Raw genomic sequence first — 20,238 nt, 5'->3', positions numbered from 1 at the left:
TGATGTAAAATTAAAGGTAAACCCAATGCAATGCTATTGCAAACTTTCAAGACAGCTTTCGCAGATTCCTTTGGCAAAAAGTCTTATTTCATCAATCCGGAAATTGGTCTGTATGTTTTCCGGAAATGAAATATCTTCCCTGCATGTGGTTTGTTTGCATATTTTACAATAGAAATGCAAGTGCCAGTCTTTGTGTGTTTTTTCATCACACTCATCGTGACAGAGTTTGTATTTTGTAGTTGTATTTTCCTGTATGCTGTGAACAATCCCTTTTTCTTCAAAGGTTTTTAAGGTTCTGTAGATGGTGGTTCTGTCAGCATTCTTAAAGTGGGATTCAATTTCAGAAAGGGAAAGTGCCATTTCCTGGCTGCTTAAAAAATCATAGACCAGAATCCTCATGCTGGTCGGCTTGGTATTTTTATCTATAAGTTTTGTTTCTATATCTTTTCTCATTTCTTAATCATTTTAAAGATGTATTTCCTGTTCTTCATAGCCTTCTTCTTCGATCTGAAAAGTGGTATGGCTAATTTTAAAATTCTCTGTTGTCACTTCTGTTAATCTCTTCAGTAACGGATTATGCCCAGTTACCTTATCCCTGACAATATGGGCACTCATCGCATTCACTCCTGAAGTAAGTGACCATACATGAAGATCATGGACATTTTCCACGCCTTCCGTATTTTCCAATGTTTTTCGCAATTCATGAATATCTACATCTTTCGGTGTTCCTTCCAGCAGTACGTTAACCGCTTCCTTCAGCAAACGCCATGTTCTTGGAAATATCAGAAGTCCAATTGCTGCAGAGATCAGCGGATCGGCATAATACCATCCTGTTGTCAGCATGATAGCTCCCGCAATCATTACGCCAATGGAAGTAAGCATGTCTGAGAGTACTTCAAAGTAGGCGCCTTTCATGTTCAGGCTTCCCTCTGAATCTTTCCTTAGGATTATCATTCCGATAATATTGACTACCAATCCTATTCCGGCCACGATCAGCATTGAGCCGCTCTGCACTTCCGGCGGATTCTGAAACCTCTGATAGGCTTCATACAGCACATAGACAGAAATTCCCAAAAGCACCACAGCATTGATTACCGCAGCCAATATCTCAGTACGGTAATAGCCGAATGTTTTAACGGCATCTGCTTTCCGTTCACCAATTTTTATAGCGATGAATGCAAGAAATAAACCTACAACATCCGTCAGCATATGTGCCGCATCTGCAAGGAGTGCAAGACTTTGGGTAATAAATCCCCCAATGACCTCAGCTATCATATAGGTTCCGCTCAGGCACAGTACAATCAGCAGGTTTCTTTTGTGGCTGCTGGCTGGTGAAACGGTCTGTATTTTTGTTTCTTCCATGATCTTTGAGATTTTACAAGTTACATTTCGTAGTACAAAGGATTTTCTTTTTTGCCCGGCACATTCTGTTCTCCGATCATCTGCCTGATATTAGTTTCTATAGTCTGTGCCAGAGAGGTTACCGGGGTATCAACAGGTCTGTTTTCGAAAGGGTCCTGCATCATGATTGATGTTTTTTCGATGGCAATAAATACCACAGGGATCAGAAAGGTAATGACAATTTCTACGGCAAGCTGTGAGTCATCAAGCCCAAACGGGAGTACTGCTGCGAAAACATAGATCAGAGTATGCAGCAAAAGGCTATATGCCCTTGGAAAAACGGTATTTTTTAGTCTTTCGCATTTACCCATACTGTCACATAGCTTTGTCACCATATCGTTCACCTGCATCTGCTGAAAGTCTGTTAATCCTTTTGATGAAGCCGTTTCTCTAATTTGTTCTGAATGGGCATCTAAAAGTGCATTGGGAATATTCATTGCTTTTATCCGGTGTTCATTCAGATAATTATCAACTTTATCTGAAAAGGGGAGTTTTCTTAAAGACTCTCCCAGTGCGTAGGTCCAGATGATCTGTCTTTCTGCAAATTCTTTGACAATCTTTTCTTCTCCTTCCGGATAGAACTGTTTCACCAGCCTGATAAAAGTCCGGGAATCATTCACGATGGCTCCCCATACGGTTCTTGCTTCCCACCATCTTTCATAGGACTGGGAAGTCCGGAAGGCCAGCAACAAGGATACTGCTGTACCCAACAATGCCGGAATATTCAGAGGAAGTGAGATCTTCCGAAACCATGGCAGTAAATCCAGTAATCCAATAGACACCGCAAATATGGCCATGAATACAATCTGGGATCTTATTTCACGGATGAAATACCAGACGGATATTTTTTTATTTAAAAGCATAAATGAATGGTGTTTTTACAATCTTGATGATTCTGTTTTTTTTTGCTTCTTTTCCTCATCAGTTCTAATTTAAGCATAAAAACCGGGACTTTTTTACCTATAATTTTAAAATAGGTTATCATTTCCTAATGGCCGTGATCTCCGGAATTAGAAAGTTTTGCATTGATAAAAAAGGCTCCTTTCACCACTACTTTTGCATCTGCAGGAATATTGGAGACTGAAGTAATTGCTGTATAGCCCATATCTGAAGTTCCTTTGACCACTTCTACCTTTTCAAAATTCATATTTTTAGCCTTCTGTTCTGCGTGCTGTCCGGCTTCTGATTCATTTTTATGGGCATGGGCTGCTTCTCCTTCATCATGGCCGTGGCCGTGATCATCATGAGCTCCCTCTTCTGCATGTTCTTTTGCTATTTTATCTGTTTGTATAAAAATATAATACTTCCCGTCTGCTTCTACGATAGCTTCATTCGGCACTGCAGGGGTTGTATTTTTATCAAGGCTTACGATTCCTGTGATATTCATTCCGTCAATAAGTCCCGTCTTATTTCCAGTTACAGCCGCATGTATGGAAACGGTTTTGCTTTCGTTTTCAAATGAGGAACCTACGCTGTAGATTTTTGCATCGTATTCAGTTTCCGGATTATTGGTCAGTTTGAAATGAACAATCTGCCCGATTCTCATTTTAGGAAGATCCCTTTCAAAAACCTGCAGGTCAAGATGAATTGAATTGTTATCGATAATCTCAGCTACCGGAGACGAAACATCCACATAACTTCCGATCTGGGCAGCGATACTGCTGACTGTGCCACTGATCGGTGCGGTGATCACCAATCCTGATCTCATGTTTCCATTGTTTACTTTTCCGGGGCTTATTCCCATCATCTGGAGCTGCCGTAAAAGGGAAGCTTTACGGGTTCTGAGTGTTCTGAGTTCAGCATCGGCACTCTGCAGGTTCTTTTTGGCTCCTGCATCGTTATCAAAAAGTTCTCTCTGACGTCTGTATTCCTGTTCTGCATAAGTAATCCTACTATTCGTGGTCAGATAATCTTCCTGTAGCTGAATAAATTCCGGGTTTGCGATGGTTGCTATTACCTGGCCTTTTTTAACGATGCTTCCTACCTGAACGTTCAGGGTTTTAATGACACCGCCGTACAGTGAGGTTACTGTCGCTTTATTGTTATTCGGAACTCTTAGAAGGCCGTTGGCTTTAATGGTAGCGGTCAGCTCTTTCATTTCTATGGTTCCTAAGGTTATTCCAACTGATTTTATCTGCTCTTCTGTAAGGGCAGCAATAGTTTCAGAGCCTTCTTCATGCTTTTCTTCAGCCTGTTCGGTTTTAACTTCAGATTTTTCTGCCGGAGCTTCTTTTTTTCCACAGCTGATGACTAATAGGGCAATGACGCTAAGATATATGATATTGTGTTTTACTTTCATGTTATTTATTAATGATTGAATTAATGGTAACTACAGATTGGTTGACCTGCTGGATGGACTCTAAATATTTAAGCTGGATATTGGTGGCAGTCTGCAAGGCAAAGAGGTATTCCACATAAGATATTTCTCCTGTTTTATAGCCTAGCTGGGCTGCTTTTACAATTTTCTCTGCATTCGGAACAGCTTGTTCTATATAGTAGTCATACTGCTGTATATCCTGTTGATATTGACTAAATGCATTTTCAAGCTGTGCAGAAAGCTGCTGTTTCATCATACGAGCATTGGCTTCCGCGGCCTGCTTTTCATATTCTAAAGACTTCATCCTTGCCTTTGTTGCCCCAAAAGCTAATGGAATGGCAACTCCTACAGAGAATGAATTGAAGCGGTCTCCGGCATTGTAGAATTTTTCCTGACCGTTTTTGGTATGAAACCCAATCAATGACTGGCTTGTTAGTCCGAGGCTGAATTCAGGAAGTCCCTGTGCTTTTTCAACATTCTTATTTTTCTCTGCTATTTCCATTTCATGATAAAAAGCTTTCACTGCCGGATTATTGGCTACAGCTGTACTGTCGAGAATATTTTCGGCTTTTAAAGGCTCATAGCTGTTTTTGAAGGGGACTTCAAAATCATCCGGAGTATTCAGCAGGGTCCTTAAATTTTTATAGGCATTGTTCAGATAAACTTCATTCTGCTTAAGTAACAGGTTGATTTCGCCTTTTTGAGTTTCGGCGGTATTAATTTCAATCTTTTTAATATCTCCTGCTTTGAACCTTACGGTAGCAATCCTGATGAAATCCTGGTAAAGACTGTCTAGGTTTTTCAGCTTTGACTGGTTGTACTGAAGATATTCAATCTGGTAGTAATATGTCCGTACCTGTTTCACCAGCTCATTGGCTGAAACTTCCCTATCGATCTGACGACTTTTTACGTTTTCATTAATCAGCTCTCTTCGTGCTTTAAAAAGTGTTGGAAAAGGAATGCTCTGCGAAATGGCAAATGACTGATCGAATTTCGGACTGTTATATTGTCCCAGCTGCGCTTCAAAATTGAGTTTGGGAAGTTCTTTTGCTGTTCCTCTCAATGCTTCTGCAGATTGTATGCTGAGTGCTTTTGATTTTAAAGTCAGGTTATTTTCCGTTGCTATTTCTACCGCCTGTTCAACGGAGATCTGGCGGGTCTGTGCATTAAAAAACTGTCCGAACATCAAAAATCCAAATACGATCACCGTTACAGAAGGTTTTATTTTGAAGTTTCGTCCTGAAATCTTGCTATTAAAAATGATATAAAGCATCGGTAAAACGAATAAAGTAAGGAAAGTTGCGGTAACTAATCCACCGATCACTACGGTCGCCAGAGGTTTCTGTACTTCAGCTCCCGCTCCTGTGGAAATAGCCATCGGAAGGAATCCTAATGAAGCAACGGTTGCCGTCATTAAAACGGGTCTCAGCCTGGTTTTGGTGCCTTCATATACTCTCTTCATCACATCGGTTTCTCCTTCTTTCTCCAGCTGGTTGAATGTTCCGATCAGAACGATCCCGTTAAGTACGGCAACTCCGAAAAGGGCAATAAATCCTATTCCTGCACTAATACTGAATGGCATATCTCTTAACAAAAGGGCGAATACACCTCCAATGGCACTCATCGGAATAGCGGTAAAGATCAAAGCAGCCTGCTTGAATGAACGGAACGTGAAATACAGCAGCATAAAGATCAGGAATAAGGAAACCGGAACGGCAATCATCAGACGCTTGCTTGCTTCCTGAAGATTCTCAAACTGACCTCCGTAGGTAAAGTAGTATCCTGAAGGCAGTTTAATTTCTTTATCCAGTTTTGCCTGAATATCTTTTACTACACTCTGTACATCACGGTCTTTTACATTAAAACCTATCACGATTCTTCTTTTCCCTTCTTCACGGCTGATCTGTGCCGGCCCCAGCTTATAACTGATATTAGCCACCTGAGACAATGGGATCTGTGCTCCTGAACCGGCTGAGATCATCAGATTATTCACATCATCGATATTAGTTCTGTGAAGGCTGTCGAGACGGACTACGAGATCAAAACGTCTTTCATTTTCAAAAACCTGACCTGCTGCTTTTCCTGCAAATGCTGTACTTACGGCGTTGTTTACATCTTCAATATTCAGTCCGTAGTTGGCCATTCTCGTTCTGTCGTATACCACATTGATCTGCGGAAGTCCGCTTACTCTCTCGATCTGTGGGGCTGTAGCTCCGTCAACCGTCTGAATGATCTTTCCTACTTTATCTGCATAGATGGAAAGGGAGTCTAAGTTTTCACCAAAAATTTTTACGGCAACGTCCTGTCTGATTCCTGTCATCAGCTCGTTGAAACGCATCTGGATCGGCTGGTTCTTTTCAAAGAAAACTCCCGGAATAGTTTCCAGTTTTTCGCTGATCTCATCTCCCAGTTCTTCATAAGATTTCTTCGATTTCCATTCGTTTTTTGGTTTCAAAACGATGATCATATCAGTAGCTTCGGGAGGCATGGGATCGGTAGGAACTTCGGCGGAACCGGTTTTTCCGACTACCATTTTCACCTCATCAAACTGTTTGATGATCCTTGAAGCCTGCATAGAGGTTTCTATACTCTGGCTCAATGAACTTCCCTGAGGAAGAATACAGTGGAAGGCATAATCTCCTTCCTGCAGCTGAGGAATAAATTCTCCACCCATATTTTTGAAAATAAAAGCGGTAATGACGAATATGAAAACAGTCGCTGAAACAATGATATATTTTACTTTGATGGCTCTCTGCAGCAATGGCTGATAGATCTTTTGCAGACGATTCATCATTTTATCTGAAAAAGTTTCTTTATGGGATATATTTTTAGACAAAAACAGGGCACTCATCATTGGAATATAGGTCAGTGAAAGGATCAAAGCTCCTAAAATGGCAAATCCTACTGTTTTGGCCATCGGGGTAAACATTTTTCCTTCTACTCCCACCAGGGTAAGAATCGGAATGTAAACGATAAGGATGATAATTTCTCCAAATGCGGCACTGTTACGGATCTTGGATGCTGAAAGAAAAACTTCTTCATCCATTTCACTTTGGGTAAGTCTTCCTACGGATTTCCTAATTCCTAAATGATGCAGGGTTGCTTCCACAATAATCACGGCTCCGTCTATGATCAGACCGAAATCGATAGCTCCGAGACTCATTAAATTGGCACTCACACCAAATACATTCATCATTCCCAAAGCAAAAAGCAATGACAGCGGAATGGCAGAAGCTACAATAAGGCCTGCTCTGAAGTTTCCAAGAAAGACTACCAAAACGAAGATAACGATCAATGCGCCTTCAATAAGATTTTTTTCTACGGTATTGATGGCTCTTCCTACCAGATCTGTTCTGTCCAGGAACGGTTCTATCAACACATCATCGGGAAGGGATTTCTGAATGGTAGGAATTTTAGCTTTGATATTGCTTACGACTTCGTTACTGTTGGCACCTTTCAGCATCATAACAACGCCACCTACAGCGTCTACTTTTCCGTTATAGGTTAACGCACCATAGCGTACAGCACTTCCAAGCCGTACATCTGCCACATCTTTGATAAAGATCGGAACGCTTCCTGTTTCATTTTTTACAGCAATACTTTTAATATCGTCCAGAGATGTTACAAAACCGATTCCCCGGATAAAGTAAGCATTTGGTTTTTTATCAATATAAGCGCCTCCCGTATTCTGGTTGTTTTTTTCCAGAGCGGTAAAAATATCGGTGATGCTCACTCCCATTGCTTTCAGACGATCCGGATTAACAGCTACTTCATACTGTTTTAATTCTCCTCCAAAGCTGTTTACTTCTGCTACTCCCGGGGTTCCGTTAAGCTGCCTGCGAACGATCCAGTCCTGCATGGTACGGAGTTCTTTGGCATCGTATTTCTTTTCGCTTCCTTTTTTCGGATGGAGGATATACTGATAAACCTCTCCCAGTCCCGTACTTACGGGAGCCAGTTCGGGTGTTCCTACTCCTTTGGGGATTTCTTCTGCAGCCTGTTTCAGGCGCTCATTCACCAGCTGCCTGGCAAAGTAAACATCCACATTTTCTTTGAAAACAACGGTAATCACAGAAAGTCCGAACCTTGAGATACTTCTTGTTTCTTCTATATCCGGAACGTTGGCAATGCTCTGCTCAATAGGAAAGGTTACGAGCTGTTCTACTTCCTGTCCTGCCAGTGTAGGACAGACTGTGATAATCTGCACCTGATTGTTGGTAATATCCGGTACGGCATCTATGGGAAGTTTAGTAGCGCTCCACACTCCCCAGATAATCAGCAGCAAGGTCATGATACCAACAACGACCTTATTTTTGATACTGAATTTTATGATTTTATCTAACACAATGTATTTTAATTTTTATGAATAAATAACTGTACAGGAACGGTATTCCGGTACAAATATATCATGAAGGCCTCTGCAATGAAATTGCAAAGTTCATATACTCAGAAAGCATGACTTCCTGATTATCAATAAAAATTAAATCTTGGGAGGCTGCCAGATGTGGTCATACACCTGATAAGCGAAATTGTTTTTCTGAAAAAGAATTTTCTTAGAGAAATAGGCCGGAATATGATCCGGAATTTTCAGCAGGGAATGCATTTTAAAAGCAGACACTGTGATCTGACAGCAGCTGCATGTACAAAGCGGTGAGCAAATATCTCCTTTGTCTTTGGAATGAGACTCCTCCATATTAAAGGTAAGCTTCACATCCTCTGAACCGGAAGGACGGTGCACATCTTCGCATGGCATGAGTGACAATGCCATAAAATAGAATGCTAATATCCATCTGAACAGGTTCATATCATACAAAGGTAAACATTTTTTATGAATGAGATTTTTAATTTCATTCTATTAAAGCAGATAATCAATGAAAATGATCCATCAATATATGAGTAAAACCTGTTCAAAAATTGTTCCGGATTGTATCAATAAAAATAATAGTTTTGTAATTGTATAAGCCCTATCTGTCTTCACAAAAGGTATCATCAGCCCTTGTTGAGGAAAAAACACATCAATTGAATGGAAAATAATACCCCTATAAAAATAGCTGATCTGAAAATATTGTTTGAAATTTTTCTTTCAAAGCTAAACAGTCTGGACAACAACCAATCAATAACTCTGGATAAAGATCTATATTGGAATATACTTGATGAAGAATTATATGATCCTTATAAAGATCCTGTAGGTTTGACAATGGGAAGCCTTACAGATGATTGGGAATTTTTACAGAAAGTAATGAGTGGAGAAAGAGACATGATAGATTACGATCTTTATAAGCTGGCAGCGATACTGAGATGTTTGGGGAGTAAAGAAATTATTGCAAAAGAGTCTTCAAATTGATGAATTACATTTCAATAAAAAAGCCATCACACTAAGCGATGGCTAAAAAAAATCAAATCTAATTATTACAGGTTAGGATTGTTCTCTATTTCCTTCTGCGGAATACTGAACAGATAATATTTGCTGTTCGGGACAAAAGAGCTTTGATCCGGGAAATTCAGGACTGAGTGCCCTCTTCCGTTGACCGTTTTTACCGTTCCGTCCGGAGTGGTTACCTGAACTTTGATCGGTTTTCCTTCATCATCCACAAAAGCTTTTCTTTCTACAGCTCCCTGGGTACGAATTACGTCTGAAAGGGAGAATCCTTCCCCGAATAATTCTTTTCTTCTTTCAATCAGGATGGCCTTTACCACTTCATTCTGGTCCAGCGATCCACTGTAAGGATTAGCGTGTCTTGCTGATTTCAGCTGGTTCAAAGCAGCTATGGCGTTAGTGATATTTCCGGCTCTGGCTTCTCCTTCCGCTTCAATCAGATACATTTCCGCCGCTCTCATCAGTACAATGTCTGCGATAAGATTGGCCTTGAATTTAAATTTAGCATATCTCAGCAGCCCTTCTCTTCCCGGAAGACCATCCCAGGAAAATAACTGTGATCTTATATCATTTGTGTCAAATAAATTTTTAAAATAAGGATCTGCCATAAAGCTGTAATAATAACTTCCTGAAGAAGATACATCCAGATAATGGAACGCATAACCTGCATCTGACTGTTCCTGGGTTTGTCCGTGGCCCCAGATCCATTCTCCATTGCTGATATCATTAAAGCCTTCCTTATATTTTTCAGGAGTCATTAGAGGGAAACCATTTCTTGCTGTTTTTGCCGCTTCAACAGCCTTACTCCACTCTCCTGTATTCAGGTAAGTTCTTGCCAGAAGACCATTGACTACGGATCTGTCGATTTTATCTTTGTTATTTCTGTTATAGTTTTTCAGCAGGTTATCAGCATCCGTCAGGTCACTTTTGATTAAAGTGTAGATTTCTTCAAGACTTGCTCTTTTCTTCGGAACGGAACTTATCGTTGAAGGTTCTGTATAGATCGGAGCTGTTAAAGCTGTTTTATCTTTAAGGTAGCTGAACTGGTAAAAGCTGGCCAGATTAAGATAACAAAATGCACGAAGTGCTTTGGCCTGCCCTTTCACCTGATCTTTTTTGGCTTGGCTTCCTTCTGTTCCATCAATACGGGTGATCACATTATTCATGTTGTTGATGGTGGAATACAGCATTGTCCAGATAAACTGCGGACGTCCTGCGGTATTGTTCACCATTTCGGCAAAAGCGTAGGCCGTAGGAAATCCATATTTGTTAGTCAGCACCGCAACATCACTACCCATGGCATCGCTGGTTCTGAGTACCGTTGAATATCCAATGTTCGCAAACGTTGTTCCGTCATCATTAAATTTAGCCCAGGTTCCGTTGATGACAGTTTCTGCACTTTCAGCGGTTTTAAAAACTTCTGCACCATTAGCCTGATCCGTTGGAGCCGTTTCCAACTCACTTTCGCAGCTGGTAAGAGACCATACTGCGATAAGAGCAAAAGATAAATATTTTAATTTTTTCATTGTTTCAATTTTAAAAAGGTTAAAGCGTTGCCTGAAGACCGAAAGTTACCGTTCTCATGGCCGGATATCTGAAATAAGTCGTTCCGTCCAGTGATTGTTCAGGGTCAAGACCTTTATGTTTGTAGAAGGTCAGCAGGTTTTCTGCCTGGATATAAATTCTGAATTTCTTCAGTCCCAGTTTTTCAAAATAATCTGAAGGAAGTGTATAGCCCAGATTGACGTTTTTAAGCCTTGCATACGATCCGGAATACAAAAATCTTGAAGAACTTGAGTTCCAGTTATTTGTGGTTGTGCTTAATGAAGGGACATCCGTATAAGGGTTTTCCGGGGTCCATCTGTTTAGCATTTCAGTACTCCATGCCCTTCCGCCGGAACTTCCGTTATACATCAGGGAAGTATAATCCGTATCCAGGATCTTTCCTCCCAAACTAAAAGAAAGCAGTGCAGAGAAATCAAAGTTTTTATAGGCAATACTTGTGGTAACTCCTCCTGTTAATTTCGGCAATGCGGATCCCTGCGGGGTTTTGGTTGCTTTTCCATATTCTGAAGTCGTTCCGTCTATCGTATTTCCGTTTTCATCCTGATAAATATATCTCCACAACGGTTTTCCTGTACTTGGGTCTACTCCTTTCCATTCCTGAATAAAGAAGTCATAGATAGAACCGCCTTCCTGCATACGTTTTGTTCCGCTGATTACGGTTCCTTTAGGTAATTTCAGGATTTTATTCTTCAGGGTACTCAGATTCACATCAATATTCCATTCAAAATCATCATTTTTGATGGGTGTTGTGAAAAGTGAGAATTCAAAACCGGTATTCTGGATCGTTCCAATGTTGGCCGGGAAATCACTGATTCCCAAAGACGGAGCCGTCGGCATATTGAATAAAAGATCCTGGCTTTTTCGTTGAAAATACTCTACATTCCCTTTAACTCTGTTATTAAGAATGGTAAACTCAAGTCCGGCATTGAAATTAAGATTGGTTTCCCATTTCACGTCGTTCGTTGCCGTTTTGGTAAGAACCGTTCCGGGTTCCCCTAAGTTATTGTAAAACTTATACAGTTCCTGATAAGCATAAAGTGTTCCCAGTTTATCATTCCCCTGACCTCCGTAACTCGCACGTAAAGTCAGCTGGTTGAAGAAGTTCAGATCTTTGATAAAGTCTTCGTTGGAAGCTTTCCATGAAGCCCCTACCGACCAGAATTTCCCCCATCGGTTATCTCCGTAAAAACGGGACGAGGCGTCTGTTCTTGCTGAAGCTGAAAGGAAATACGTATTTTTAAAATCATACTCAGCTTTCCCTAAGAAGCTCAGTAATGTCAGTTTATCACTTTTCCCTGTAAAACTTCCTAACAAAGCTGCTGCACTTGGTTCATAATAATACGGCAGGGAAAACTGGCTTCTGGAACCGGAAATCGTCTGATAATCATATTTATAAAACTCCTGCCCTGCCAGAATATTGAAATGATGCTGTCCGAATTTCTTATCATACGTCAGGATATTACTCGTTGTATATGAAAGTGTTCTGGAATTTGAACGGCTCACTGAACCTCCTGTTTCTTTCCCCAATCCTAAAATGGGGTTGGTATAATAATGTCCGTTGTAGTTAACCAAATCTACCGAGAAGCTGGATTTAAATTTCAATTCCGGAAGGAAAGTAAAATCAAGAAAACCTTTTCCTGAAAAGTTATCTTCTCTGTTTTCATTTTTATCCAAAGGTAGTGTTGCTGCTAAATTCTGATTCTGAAGCGCATTACTTGGCCTGTATTTTCCGAAATCAAACACCCTTTCTCCATCAGCATTCAGTCTATAGCTTCCGTCTGGATTTCTTTCATAATACGGATAAAAAGAAGGAATTGTTCTTGCAGCCTGAATCACATTGCCTGATTTGGAATCTGAAGAAGTCGGAGCCTGCTGAATACTGTTGGTATAGCTTAAATTCACTCCTACATTCAGCCATTTTTTCACTTCTGAATTCAGTTTTAAACGCGTACTGTATTTTTTGAAACCGGATTGAATCGCAATTCCTTTATCATCCAGATACCCTAATGAAAAGAAATAATTGCTTTTATCACTTCCTCCGCTGACATCAAAATCAACCTGATTTCTGGAAGCCATTCTCTGAAGAACATCTCTCCAGTCATCATTCCATAAAGCTTTTGCACCCGGAAGAAGTTTACCGTCTGTTCCTACAGGATTGGGATATCCCGGTCCGTACGGATTAATCCCCAAAGAAGAAACGAGGTTATCTGACGCCATCTGTGCGGCCTGCTGAGAAGATATTTTATCAGATTTATATCCATTTCTCAATGCTTCCCAATGCAGCTGGAAATATTGATCTGTACTCACCTGTTCATAATCTTTAACGGCTCTTCCGGAAAATCCCTGGCTGATATTGAAGTTGATTTTCGCTTCTCCTTTTTTACCGGATTTAGTCGTAATGATAATGATTCCGTTGGCACCTCTTGATCCATACAAAGCACTTGCTGTAGCATCTTTCAATACACTGATGGATTCAATATCATTCGGGCTGATGGAATTGATATTTCCATCAAAAGGAATTCCGTCTACCACAAAAAGCGGATCACTGGAAGCACTTACGGAACCAATCCCCCGTATTCTAATTGAGGCCGTAGAACCCGGCTGCCCTGAAGCACTTGCCGCCTGAATTCCCGGAACCTGTCCTTCCAGTGCTTTTGTAATATTGTTTACAGGTCTGTTGTTGATCTTGTCACTTGAAATGGTAGCTACAGATCCGGTATAACTGTTTCTTTTCGCTTTACCATAAGCCACGACCACTACTTCATCAATTTCTTTTTCGCGGATCGTATCTTTTTTCGGTTTGGCTTCCTGTGCGTTTACACTGACAATCCCTAAGAAAAATACAGCAACGGGAGGAATCCAAATTTTAGATTTAATTAAACTTTCACCAATCATAATCAATTTTATTTATCATATATTAAAATTTTGCCCTTTGCAGAAAAGTCAGCAAAGGGCATCGAAAAATACGATTAACCAATTGCTTATTTTTCCTTTAAAGGCTGAATGTAACACCTTGCACCGGGGCAGGTTGTTAAGACTTCACAGGGTCAGTTCCCTCCATCTTTCTTTATAAGCCGATCGAAATATGACTACAAATCTAAAAACAATTAGTCTACAAAACAAGTAGACTTATGAATTTTTAATGAAAAATTTTCAAAAATTAACTTAATTTTTAGCTAAAACCTGTTACAGCAAAGCATTACATCATTATCAAATTCACAAACATGATAAATATCATTATCAATAATTCAAAAAAGAAAACATGAATGAAGAAAAAAAAATAGTTCGTCAAATGAACTAAACTTTATACATTTATAGAATGAAAGTTTTAATCGTAAACGGACCCAATCTGAATCTTCTGGGCACAAGAGAACCTGAAATCTATGGAAGCATTTCTATGGAAACCTGCTTTACAGAACTGAAAAATGAGTTTTCATCCCACAAACTGGATTATTACCAATCTAATATTGAAGGGGAAATCATCAACAGGCTGCAGGAAGATGATTTTGATGCGCTGGTGATCAATCCGGGAGCTTATACTCATTATTCCTATGCAATCGCAGACTGTTTAAAGAATATCAGGAAGCCAAAAATAGAAGTGCATATCAGCAATATCTATAAACGGGAAGAGTTTCGCCAGAAATCTGTAACCGCAGCTCATTGTGATGCAGTATTGTCCGGATTTGGAATGGATGGTTACAGATTAGCCATTTTAAGCTTAAAATAATACTGAATGTATTATTTTGCTCGCTAATTACGCAGATTTTTTTAGTGTTGGTATACGCAAAGTCGCTAAAATATTTTTATGCTGCATTAATAAGGCGCAATGATTTTATCTCCGATAAAATTTGAACCCATACTATTTTCATTCCAAAAAACTTGTTGAAAATCTTGGATTTTCTAGCGCCTTAAAAGCAGCCTGATGATTTAAAATCTTAACGCATTGCATTTTTCAACCTAGTTATAATGTAAACCACATAAAAAAGCCCCATCAATGATGAGGCTTTAATTATAATATATTTTAAATTATATTAGATCGTCTGTTCCTGAAGCTGAGGTCCTGAAGCGATTAACTTTCTTCCTTCTTCAGTATCACAATACTGCTCAAAGTTTTTGATATATCTTCCAGCAAGATCTTTTGCTTTTTCTTCCCATTCTGAAGCGTTGCTGTATGTTTCTCTAGGATCAAGGATTCCTTCGGAAACATTTGGAAGCTGAGTTGGAATTTCAAGGTTCATAATAGGAACTCTTGTTTTAGGCGCACTATCAATAGAACCATCGATGATCGCATCAATAATTGCTCTTGTATCTTTCAGAGAGATTCTGTTTCCTGTTCCGTTCCATCCTGTATTAACAAGGTAAGCTTTTGCTCCATGTTCTTTCATTTTACCGATCAGTGTCTTAGAATACATCGTCGGGTGAAGGGTAAGGAATGCTTCTCCGAATGCAGGAGAGAAAGACGGCTGAGGTTCAGTAATTCCTCTTTCTGTTCCGGCTAACTTGGAAGTATATCCGCAAAGGAAGTGGTACTGTGCCTGATTATCATCTAAGATGGAAACCGGAGGAAGTACTCCGAACGCATCTGCAGAAAGATAAACGATCTTTTTAGCATGTCCTGCTTTTGAAGGAAGGACAATTTTATTGATATGATAAATAGGATAAGATACTCTTGTATTTTCAGTGATAGATCCGTCTTTATAATCTGCAACACCGTTATTTACCACTACATTTTCTAAAAGTGCATCTCTCTTGATTGCTCTGAAAATATCTGGTTCTTTTTCTTCTGAAAGATCAATTACTTTAGCATAGCATCCACCTTCGTAGTTGAATACTCCGTTGTTATCCCAACCGTGCTCATCGTCACCGATAAGGTATCTTTTAGGATCAGCAGATAAAGTCGTTTTACCTGTTCCTGAAAGACCGAAGAAAAGAGCTACATCTCCTTCTTCACCTACGTTTGCAGAACAGTGCATAGATGCCATACCTTTTAATGGAAGATAGTAATTCATCATAGCAAACATTCCTTTCTTCATTTCACCACCGTACCAAGTACCACCGATAATCTGAAGTTTTTCCGTAAGATTGAACATGATGAAGTTTTCAGAGTTTAATCCCTGAGCTTCCCAGTTCGGGTTGGTTGTTTTGGAACCGTTGATTACTGTGAAATCAGGCTCTCCGAAGTTCTCAAGCTCGTAGTGAGACGGACGGATGAACATATTCGTAACGAAATGGGCCTGCCACGCTACTTCAACGATGAACCTTACTTTTAGTCTTGTATCTGCGTTGGTTCCGCAAAAAGCATCAACAACATAGATTTTCTTAGCTTCAGCAAGCTGGTTCAGCACTAATCCTTTACAAGAGTCAAAAATTTCTGCTGTTGTAGGAAGATTTACTTTTCCGTCCCAGAAAATCGTATCTCTTGTAACATCATCCTGAACAATATATCTGTCTTTAGGTGAACGACCTGTGAAAATACCTGTTTTTACCGATACTGCACCTGATTCCGTAAGCTCAGCTTTCTCAAAGCCTTGATTTTCAGGAGATACTTCAGCCTGATATAATTCCTCATAAGAAGGGTTATATACCACCTCGTAATTTCCTTTAATCCCTAATTTTTCTAAATCCTGGATGATTTTAGCGTGTTTCATTTTACTTATATTTTCTATTTCTTTATTGGGTTCAACAAAATTAATATTAATTATTTGTTAAAGGTGGTTTAAATATAATGATATAAGTCAGAATGACAAATAAAAAAACAGGATTATAAATTACTGATTACGAGTTTATTATTTCAGGCCATTCAAAAACACGGGTGAAACCTTTTCCCCAAAAATAGTCCTTAAAGCCTTCAAATTTGGCGCTCATTACAAAATCTCCGCCCCAAGCCCCTAAACTTTTAACAAAAACCGGGCAATCTGCGAAAAATTTCTCTTTAACTGTAGGAATTCCAATGAAATCGGAAATTTTATGCTCATGAATCATCATCAGTTCAGAAAAATTTTCCAATTCATTGCATAATAAAACTTTTTTTGTTAAATCCGAAAATTCACGAATCATTTCCGGAGACTTTATTTTTGATTTGTAAAGATTAATTCCTTCGCGGCTATCCTGCTTCTGATTTAAATGAATAAAAATAAGCTCATTTTTGAAGGAAGGGCTGAATTCTGTTTTTTCATACCAGATTTCCGGCTTACTTTTAAACAAAACAGCTGATTTCTCTTTGGCCACCGCAATATCATATCCGCTTCCTCCAAGACTGATACTGTTTAGGTGAAAAGGATCAATTCCGGACCATTCGGCAAGGTTGTTCATTAATGTTGAACTGCTTCCTAATCCGTAATCTGCGGGAAACTGAAGGTTGGTCTTTAAATAATAAGAAAAATTGCTCTTGAACCGGGTTTCAGAAAGCTGCTGAACATTTTTAAGGGTGTTAAGAATAAATTCAGCGGCAGAAGGCAGATTCGTTTCGAGGATCTTCCAGTTTTTATAATTGATGACTGCTTTCAGCCATAATTTGTTCTGATGATAAGCTTCCCATAAAACAAGGGAATTTTCATCGTCTTTTTCTTCAAAAAAAAACTCTTGTCCCAGCAGCGTTGGTACTGCCAGAACAAGAGCTCCGTCTATTGCGAAATATTCTGAAGTAAGCATAAGCTTTCCCGGTGAAAATATTTCGCCCATATGATTTTAATTAGATTGCTGAAGCCACTTCCACAGACGCATCAATTTTCTTGATCAATCCCTGAAGTGTTTTTCCCGGACCTACTTCCACAAAATTAGAGGCACCGTCTTTGATCATGTTCTGAACAGACTGCGTCCATTTCACAGGCCCCGTAAGCTGAGCGATCAGGTTTTGCTTGATCTCATCAGGATTGGTAATCGCTGTAGTGGTAATATTCTGATAAACCGGTATGGTTGCTTTTCTGAATTTTGTTTTTTCAATAGCAGCTGCCAGTCTTTCCTGTGCCGGCTGCATTAATGGTGAATGGAATGCTCCGTTTACAGGAAGTAATAATGCTCTTCTTGCACCAGCTTCTTTAAGTTTTGCACAAGCTTCTTCCACTGCCGGAGTCTCCCCTGAAATAACAAGCTGACCAGGACAGTTGTAGTTAGCAGGTACTACGATCCCATTGATCGAAGCACAAATTTCCTCAACTTCAGCATCTTCAAGACCTAAAATTGCTGCCATAGAGCTTGGATTGGCATCACAGGCTTCTTGCATTGCTTTTGCTCTCTCGGAAACTAATTTCAGTCCATCATCAAAAGATAAAACTCCATTGGCAACCAATGCTGAAAATTCTCCTAGAGAATGTCCTGCAACCATCTCAGCTCCAAGACCATTTACCGCTTTTAAAGCAGCTACTGAATGTATAAATATAGAAGGCTGGGTAACCTCTGTTTTCTTAAGATCTCCATCTGTTCCGTTAAACATAATGGAAAGAATGTCGAAACCTAAGATTTCATTGGCAGATTCCATAAGATCTTTGATATCTTTTCTGGAATCATACAATTCTTTTCCCATTCCGACAAACTGAGAACCCTGCCCAGGAAATACAAGTGCTTTCATGTATTGAATTAAATATTATGCAAATATAAATATAATGTTAAAATAATTCTGTTAAAGAAACATAAATCATTTATGGTACCAATCGGATGACACGGTAACCTGTATTTACATACGCTCCGTTTGCTTTAGATTTTACAAATTCGAACTTGGTAGCCAGCTGAGTCTGTACTTTGTTCATCTGTTTAAAGATCTCTCCTTTTTTGTTTTCTCTCGTCAGCATATCATTGACTACATCAAAACCTACAACAGCATATTTAGGAGGCGTCTTACAATATTTTGTTTTATACGCTGCCAGAATTTCCTTTTCAAAATTCCCGTCGGTATTGATTTTTCTGTCCATCAAATATACAAGGCTTGCCTGGCTTAACTCGTCAACTTTCTTTTCAAAAACCGGAGAATAATACATACTGAATGCTTTTACCCCCTGAACTTCTTTGGAAAGACTGATCATTTTAGTTGCAAAAGCATCTCCTGCCGCATCTGCATCACTTGCTAAAATAGCGATAACCGGTGCAGACTGTCCTGTCATCATATTCTGATCCAACTGGATATCTGCAGGAGAATTCACGATGATAACATTTGGATTTTTAACGGCTTTTTCAAGCCCGCCTTTGATGTAGCCTGCAATTTCTTTTTTGCTGTCAGCAACAACATATATTTTCTGATCTGAATAAACAGATTTCACTTCTTCTACAATTTTATCAGCATACGTCTGGTCATTGGTTTCTACAATGATCAGGTTGCTGTAGTTGTACAGTTCCGGTGAGTTGGCAAATGGTGCAACGATAGGAATTTTCTGATTTTTAGTAAAATCAAGAACATCAATTACGTTGGATTTAAAGAACGGACCTATAATAAGGTCGGTATTCTCCGGGTTGATCTGCGTTAGTGAATTTCTGAATGACGCCTCATTTCCTGAATCCACGATTTTGATGTCCAGCTTTTGTCCTCCTCTGGCATTTCTCTCAATAGCAAGTTTAGCTCCTGTAAGGAAATCCATAGCCATTCCTCTGTACTGGGTTTCATTGGTACTGTATCCAAATGGAAGCATTAATACTACACTTAGAGCATCTCCATTTTTCTTTACGTAAGCAGGATCTTGTTTTTTGATTTTTAACACCATTCCTGCTTTCAGTCCGTGGGAAAGATCAGGATTAAGTGCAATCAGCTCATCAATGGAAATTCCAAACTTGTTGACAATTGAGAAAACGGTGTCTCCCTGTAGTACAGTATAGGTAACATAATCATCAGCTGCGGCAACAGATCCGGCTGAAGATCTTTCATTCCCTGAGTCTATTTTTGTTTTCGGATTCACTGCTTCTGAAGCGGTTTCCGTATTTGATTTTTTAATATTAATGGTATCACCAGGTTTCAGACCTTTTTCTTCTAATCCAGGATTTAAAGCAAAAAGTTCCTGTTGGCTGACTCCAAACTGTTTTGAAATTCTGTAATAATTATCTTTTGGCTGAATAACATAAGTCCCTTTCTCTGAAGAACCTGTAGTTACTGGTGTTTCTGCTGGTGCCTCGACAGGTTTAGCCACCACAGGAGCAGTCTGCTGCCCTCCGCCATATTTCTTTATACTCTCAAGAGGTAGTGTAATTTCGTCACCAATCTTCATATGAGAGTCCAATTCAGGATTCAGTTTTCGAAGATCTGTTTCAGAAATGCGGTATTGCTTTGCAATTCCATAAACGGTTTGTTTTGGCTGTAATACAATTTTACCTAGTGATTGCCCCGTATTCGGTTTTGCTTTTTCAACAGAAACAGGTTTAGAAACCGGAGTTGTATGTTTTTCAGCTTTTACTGTAAGAACATCACCAATAGCCAGCTTCCCATCTTTGAATTTTGGATTCAGCTTTAACAATTCGTCTACAGTTATCCCGTACTTTTTAGCGATATTGTAAGGATTATCTCCTTTGGCAACGGTGTGTGAATTTTGAGCAGACACCCCCAAAACCATACATAAACTGGACAGAATAAAAAACCTCTTTATCATATTCGATAATT

The 20,238-nt window shown here is 39.5% G+C and carries 14 protein-coding genes and 1 riboswitch; of the genes, 2 read left to right on the top strand and 12 right to left on the bottom strand.

Features of this window, described 5'->3' with window-relative positions:
• Nucleotides 1-33 precede the first annotated feature (33 nt).
• The 6 genes from FW768_RS17210 to FW768_RS17185 form a co-directional block, all read right to left on the bottom strand.
• Nucleotides 34-453 (bottom strand): Fur family transcriptional regulator, encoded by a 420-nt coding sequence (locus FW768_RS17210; protein WP_153397531.1) that lies wholly within the window; start codon nucleotides 451-453, stop codon nucleotides 34-36.
• Nucleotides 454-465: 12 nt separating this feature from the next.
• Nucleotides 466-1,362 carry a cation diffusion facilitator family transporter gene (locus FW768_RS17205; protein ID WP_153397529.1) on the bottom strand — a complete coding sequence of 299 codons (897 nt, stop codon included), beginning with the start codon at nucleotides 1,360-1,362 and terminating at the stop codon, nucleotides 466-468.
• Nucleotides 1,363-1,382: 20 nt separating this feature from the next.
• The gene (locus tag FW768_RS17200) at nucleotides 1,383-2,264 is read right to left on the bottom strand and encodes a bestrophin family protein (RefSeq protein WP_153397527.1); all 882 of its coding nucleotides are present in this window, start codon (nucleotides 2,262-2,264) and stop codon (nucleotides 1,383-1,385) included.
• A 125-nt stretch (nucleotides 2,265-2,389) separates the two neighbouring features.
• Nucleotides 2,390-3,700 (bottom strand): efflux RND transporter periplasmic adaptor subunit, encoded by a 1,311-nt coding sequence (locus FW768_RS17195; protein WP_153397525.1) that lies wholly within the window; start codon nucleotides 3,698-3,700, stop codon nucleotides 2,390-2,392.
• 1 nt (nucleotide 3,701) lies between these two features.
• The gene (locus FW768_RS17190) at nucleotides 3,702-8,063 is read right to left on the bottom strand and encodes a CusA/CzcA family heavy metal efflux RND transporter (RefSeq protein WP_153397523.1); all 4,362 of its coding nucleotides are present in this window, start codon (nucleotides 8,061-8,063) and stop codon (nucleotides 3,702-3,704) included.
• A gap of 135 nt (nucleotides 8,064-8,198) precedes the next feature.
• Nucleotides 8,199-8,522, bottom strand: coding sequence for a DUF6660 family protein (locus FW768_RS17185; RefSeq protein ID WP_153399961.1), 324 nt, complete (start codon nucleotides 8,520-8,522; stop codon nucleotides 8,199-8,201).
• A 219-nt stretch (nucleotides 8,523-8,741) separates the two neighbouring features.
• On the opposite strand from FW768_RS17185, the gene FW768_RS17180 reads away from it, so the two are divergent.
• Entirely contained in the window at nucleotides 8,742-9,062 is a 321-nt protein-coding gene (locus FW768_RS17180) for a hypothetical protein (protein WP_153397521.1), read from the top strand.
• 65 nt (nucleotides 9,063-9,127) lie between these two features.
• Here FW768_RS17180 and FW768_RS17175 read toward each other — a convergent pair whose 3' ends face one another.
• Complete coding sequence (locus FW768_RS17175; protein WP_153397519.1) at nucleotides 9,128-10,621, bottom strand: RagB/SusD family nutrient uptake outer membrane protein; 1,494 nt, start codon at nucleotides 10,619-10,621, stop codon at nucleotides 9,128-9,130.
• 19 nt (nucleotides 10,622-10,640) lie between these two features.
• Nucleotides 10,641-13,556, bottom strand: coding sequence for a SusC/RagA family TonB-linked outer membrane protein (locus tag FW768_RS17170; protein ID WP_153397517.1), 2,916 nt, complete (start codon nucleotides 13,554-13,556; stop codon nucleotides 10,641-10,643).
• Nucleotides 13,557-13,639: 83 nt separating this feature from the next.
• Nucleotides 13,640-13,737: riboswitch (SAM riboswitch) on the bottom strand.
• Between the two features lie 243 nt (nucleotides 13,738-13,980).
• On the opposite strand from FW768_RS17170, the gene FW768_RS17165 reads away from it, so the two are divergent.
• Nucleotides 13,981-14,388 carry a type II 3-dehydroquinate dehydratase gene (locus FW768_RS17165; protein WP_153397515.1) on the top strand — a complete coding sequence of 136 codons (408 nt, stop codon included), beginning with the start codon at nucleotides 13,981-13,983 and terminating at the stop codon, nucleotides 14,386-14,388.
• Between the two features lie 304 nt (nucleotides 14,389-14,692).
• Here FW768_RS17165 and pckA read toward each other — a convergent pair whose 3' ends face one another.
• The 4 genes from pckA to FW768_RS17145 form a co-directional block, all read right to left on the bottom strand.
• Entirely contained in the window at nucleotides 14,693-16,309 is a 1,617-nt protein-coding gene (gene pckA, locus FW768_RS17160; protein WP_153397512.1) for a phosphoenolpyruvate carboxykinase (ATP), read from the bottom strand.
• A gap of 127 nt (nucleotides 16,310-16,436) precedes the next feature.
• Nucleotides 16,437-17,342: a GYDIA family GHMP kinase gene (locus FW768_RS17155; protein ID WP_153397510.1), complete on the bottom strand. Its 906-nt coding sequence runs from the start codon at nucleotides 17,340-17,342 to the stop codon at nucleotides 16,437-16,439.
• Between the two features lie 10 nt (nucleotides 17,343-17,352).
• Nucleotides 17,353-18,228 (bottom strand): ACP S-malonyltransferase, encoded by an 876-nt coding sequence (gene fabD / locus FW768_RS17150; protein ID WP_153397508.1) that lies wholly within the window; start codon nucleotides 18,226-18,228, stop codon nucleotides 17,353-17,355.
• 70 nt (nucleotides 18,229-18,298) lie between these two features.
• A complete protein-coding gene (locus FW768_RS17145) occupies nucleotides 18,299-20,227 on the bottom strand; it encodes a LysM peptidoglycan-binding domain-containing protein (RefSeq protein WP_153397506.1) in 1,929 nt (642 codons plus the stop codon).
• Nucleotides 20,228-20,238: the final 11 nt, after the last annotated feature.

This window comes from Chryseobacterium vaccae, assembly GCF_009602705.1.
In the GTDB taxonomy this organism is placed as follows: Bacteria; Bacteroidota; Bacteroidia; order Flavobacteriales; family Weeksellaceae; genus Chryseobacterium; species Chryseobacterium vaccae.
The sequence above is the reverse complement of the archived record's forward strand: the minus strand, read 5'-3'. Positions and strand labels throughout refer to the sequence as shown.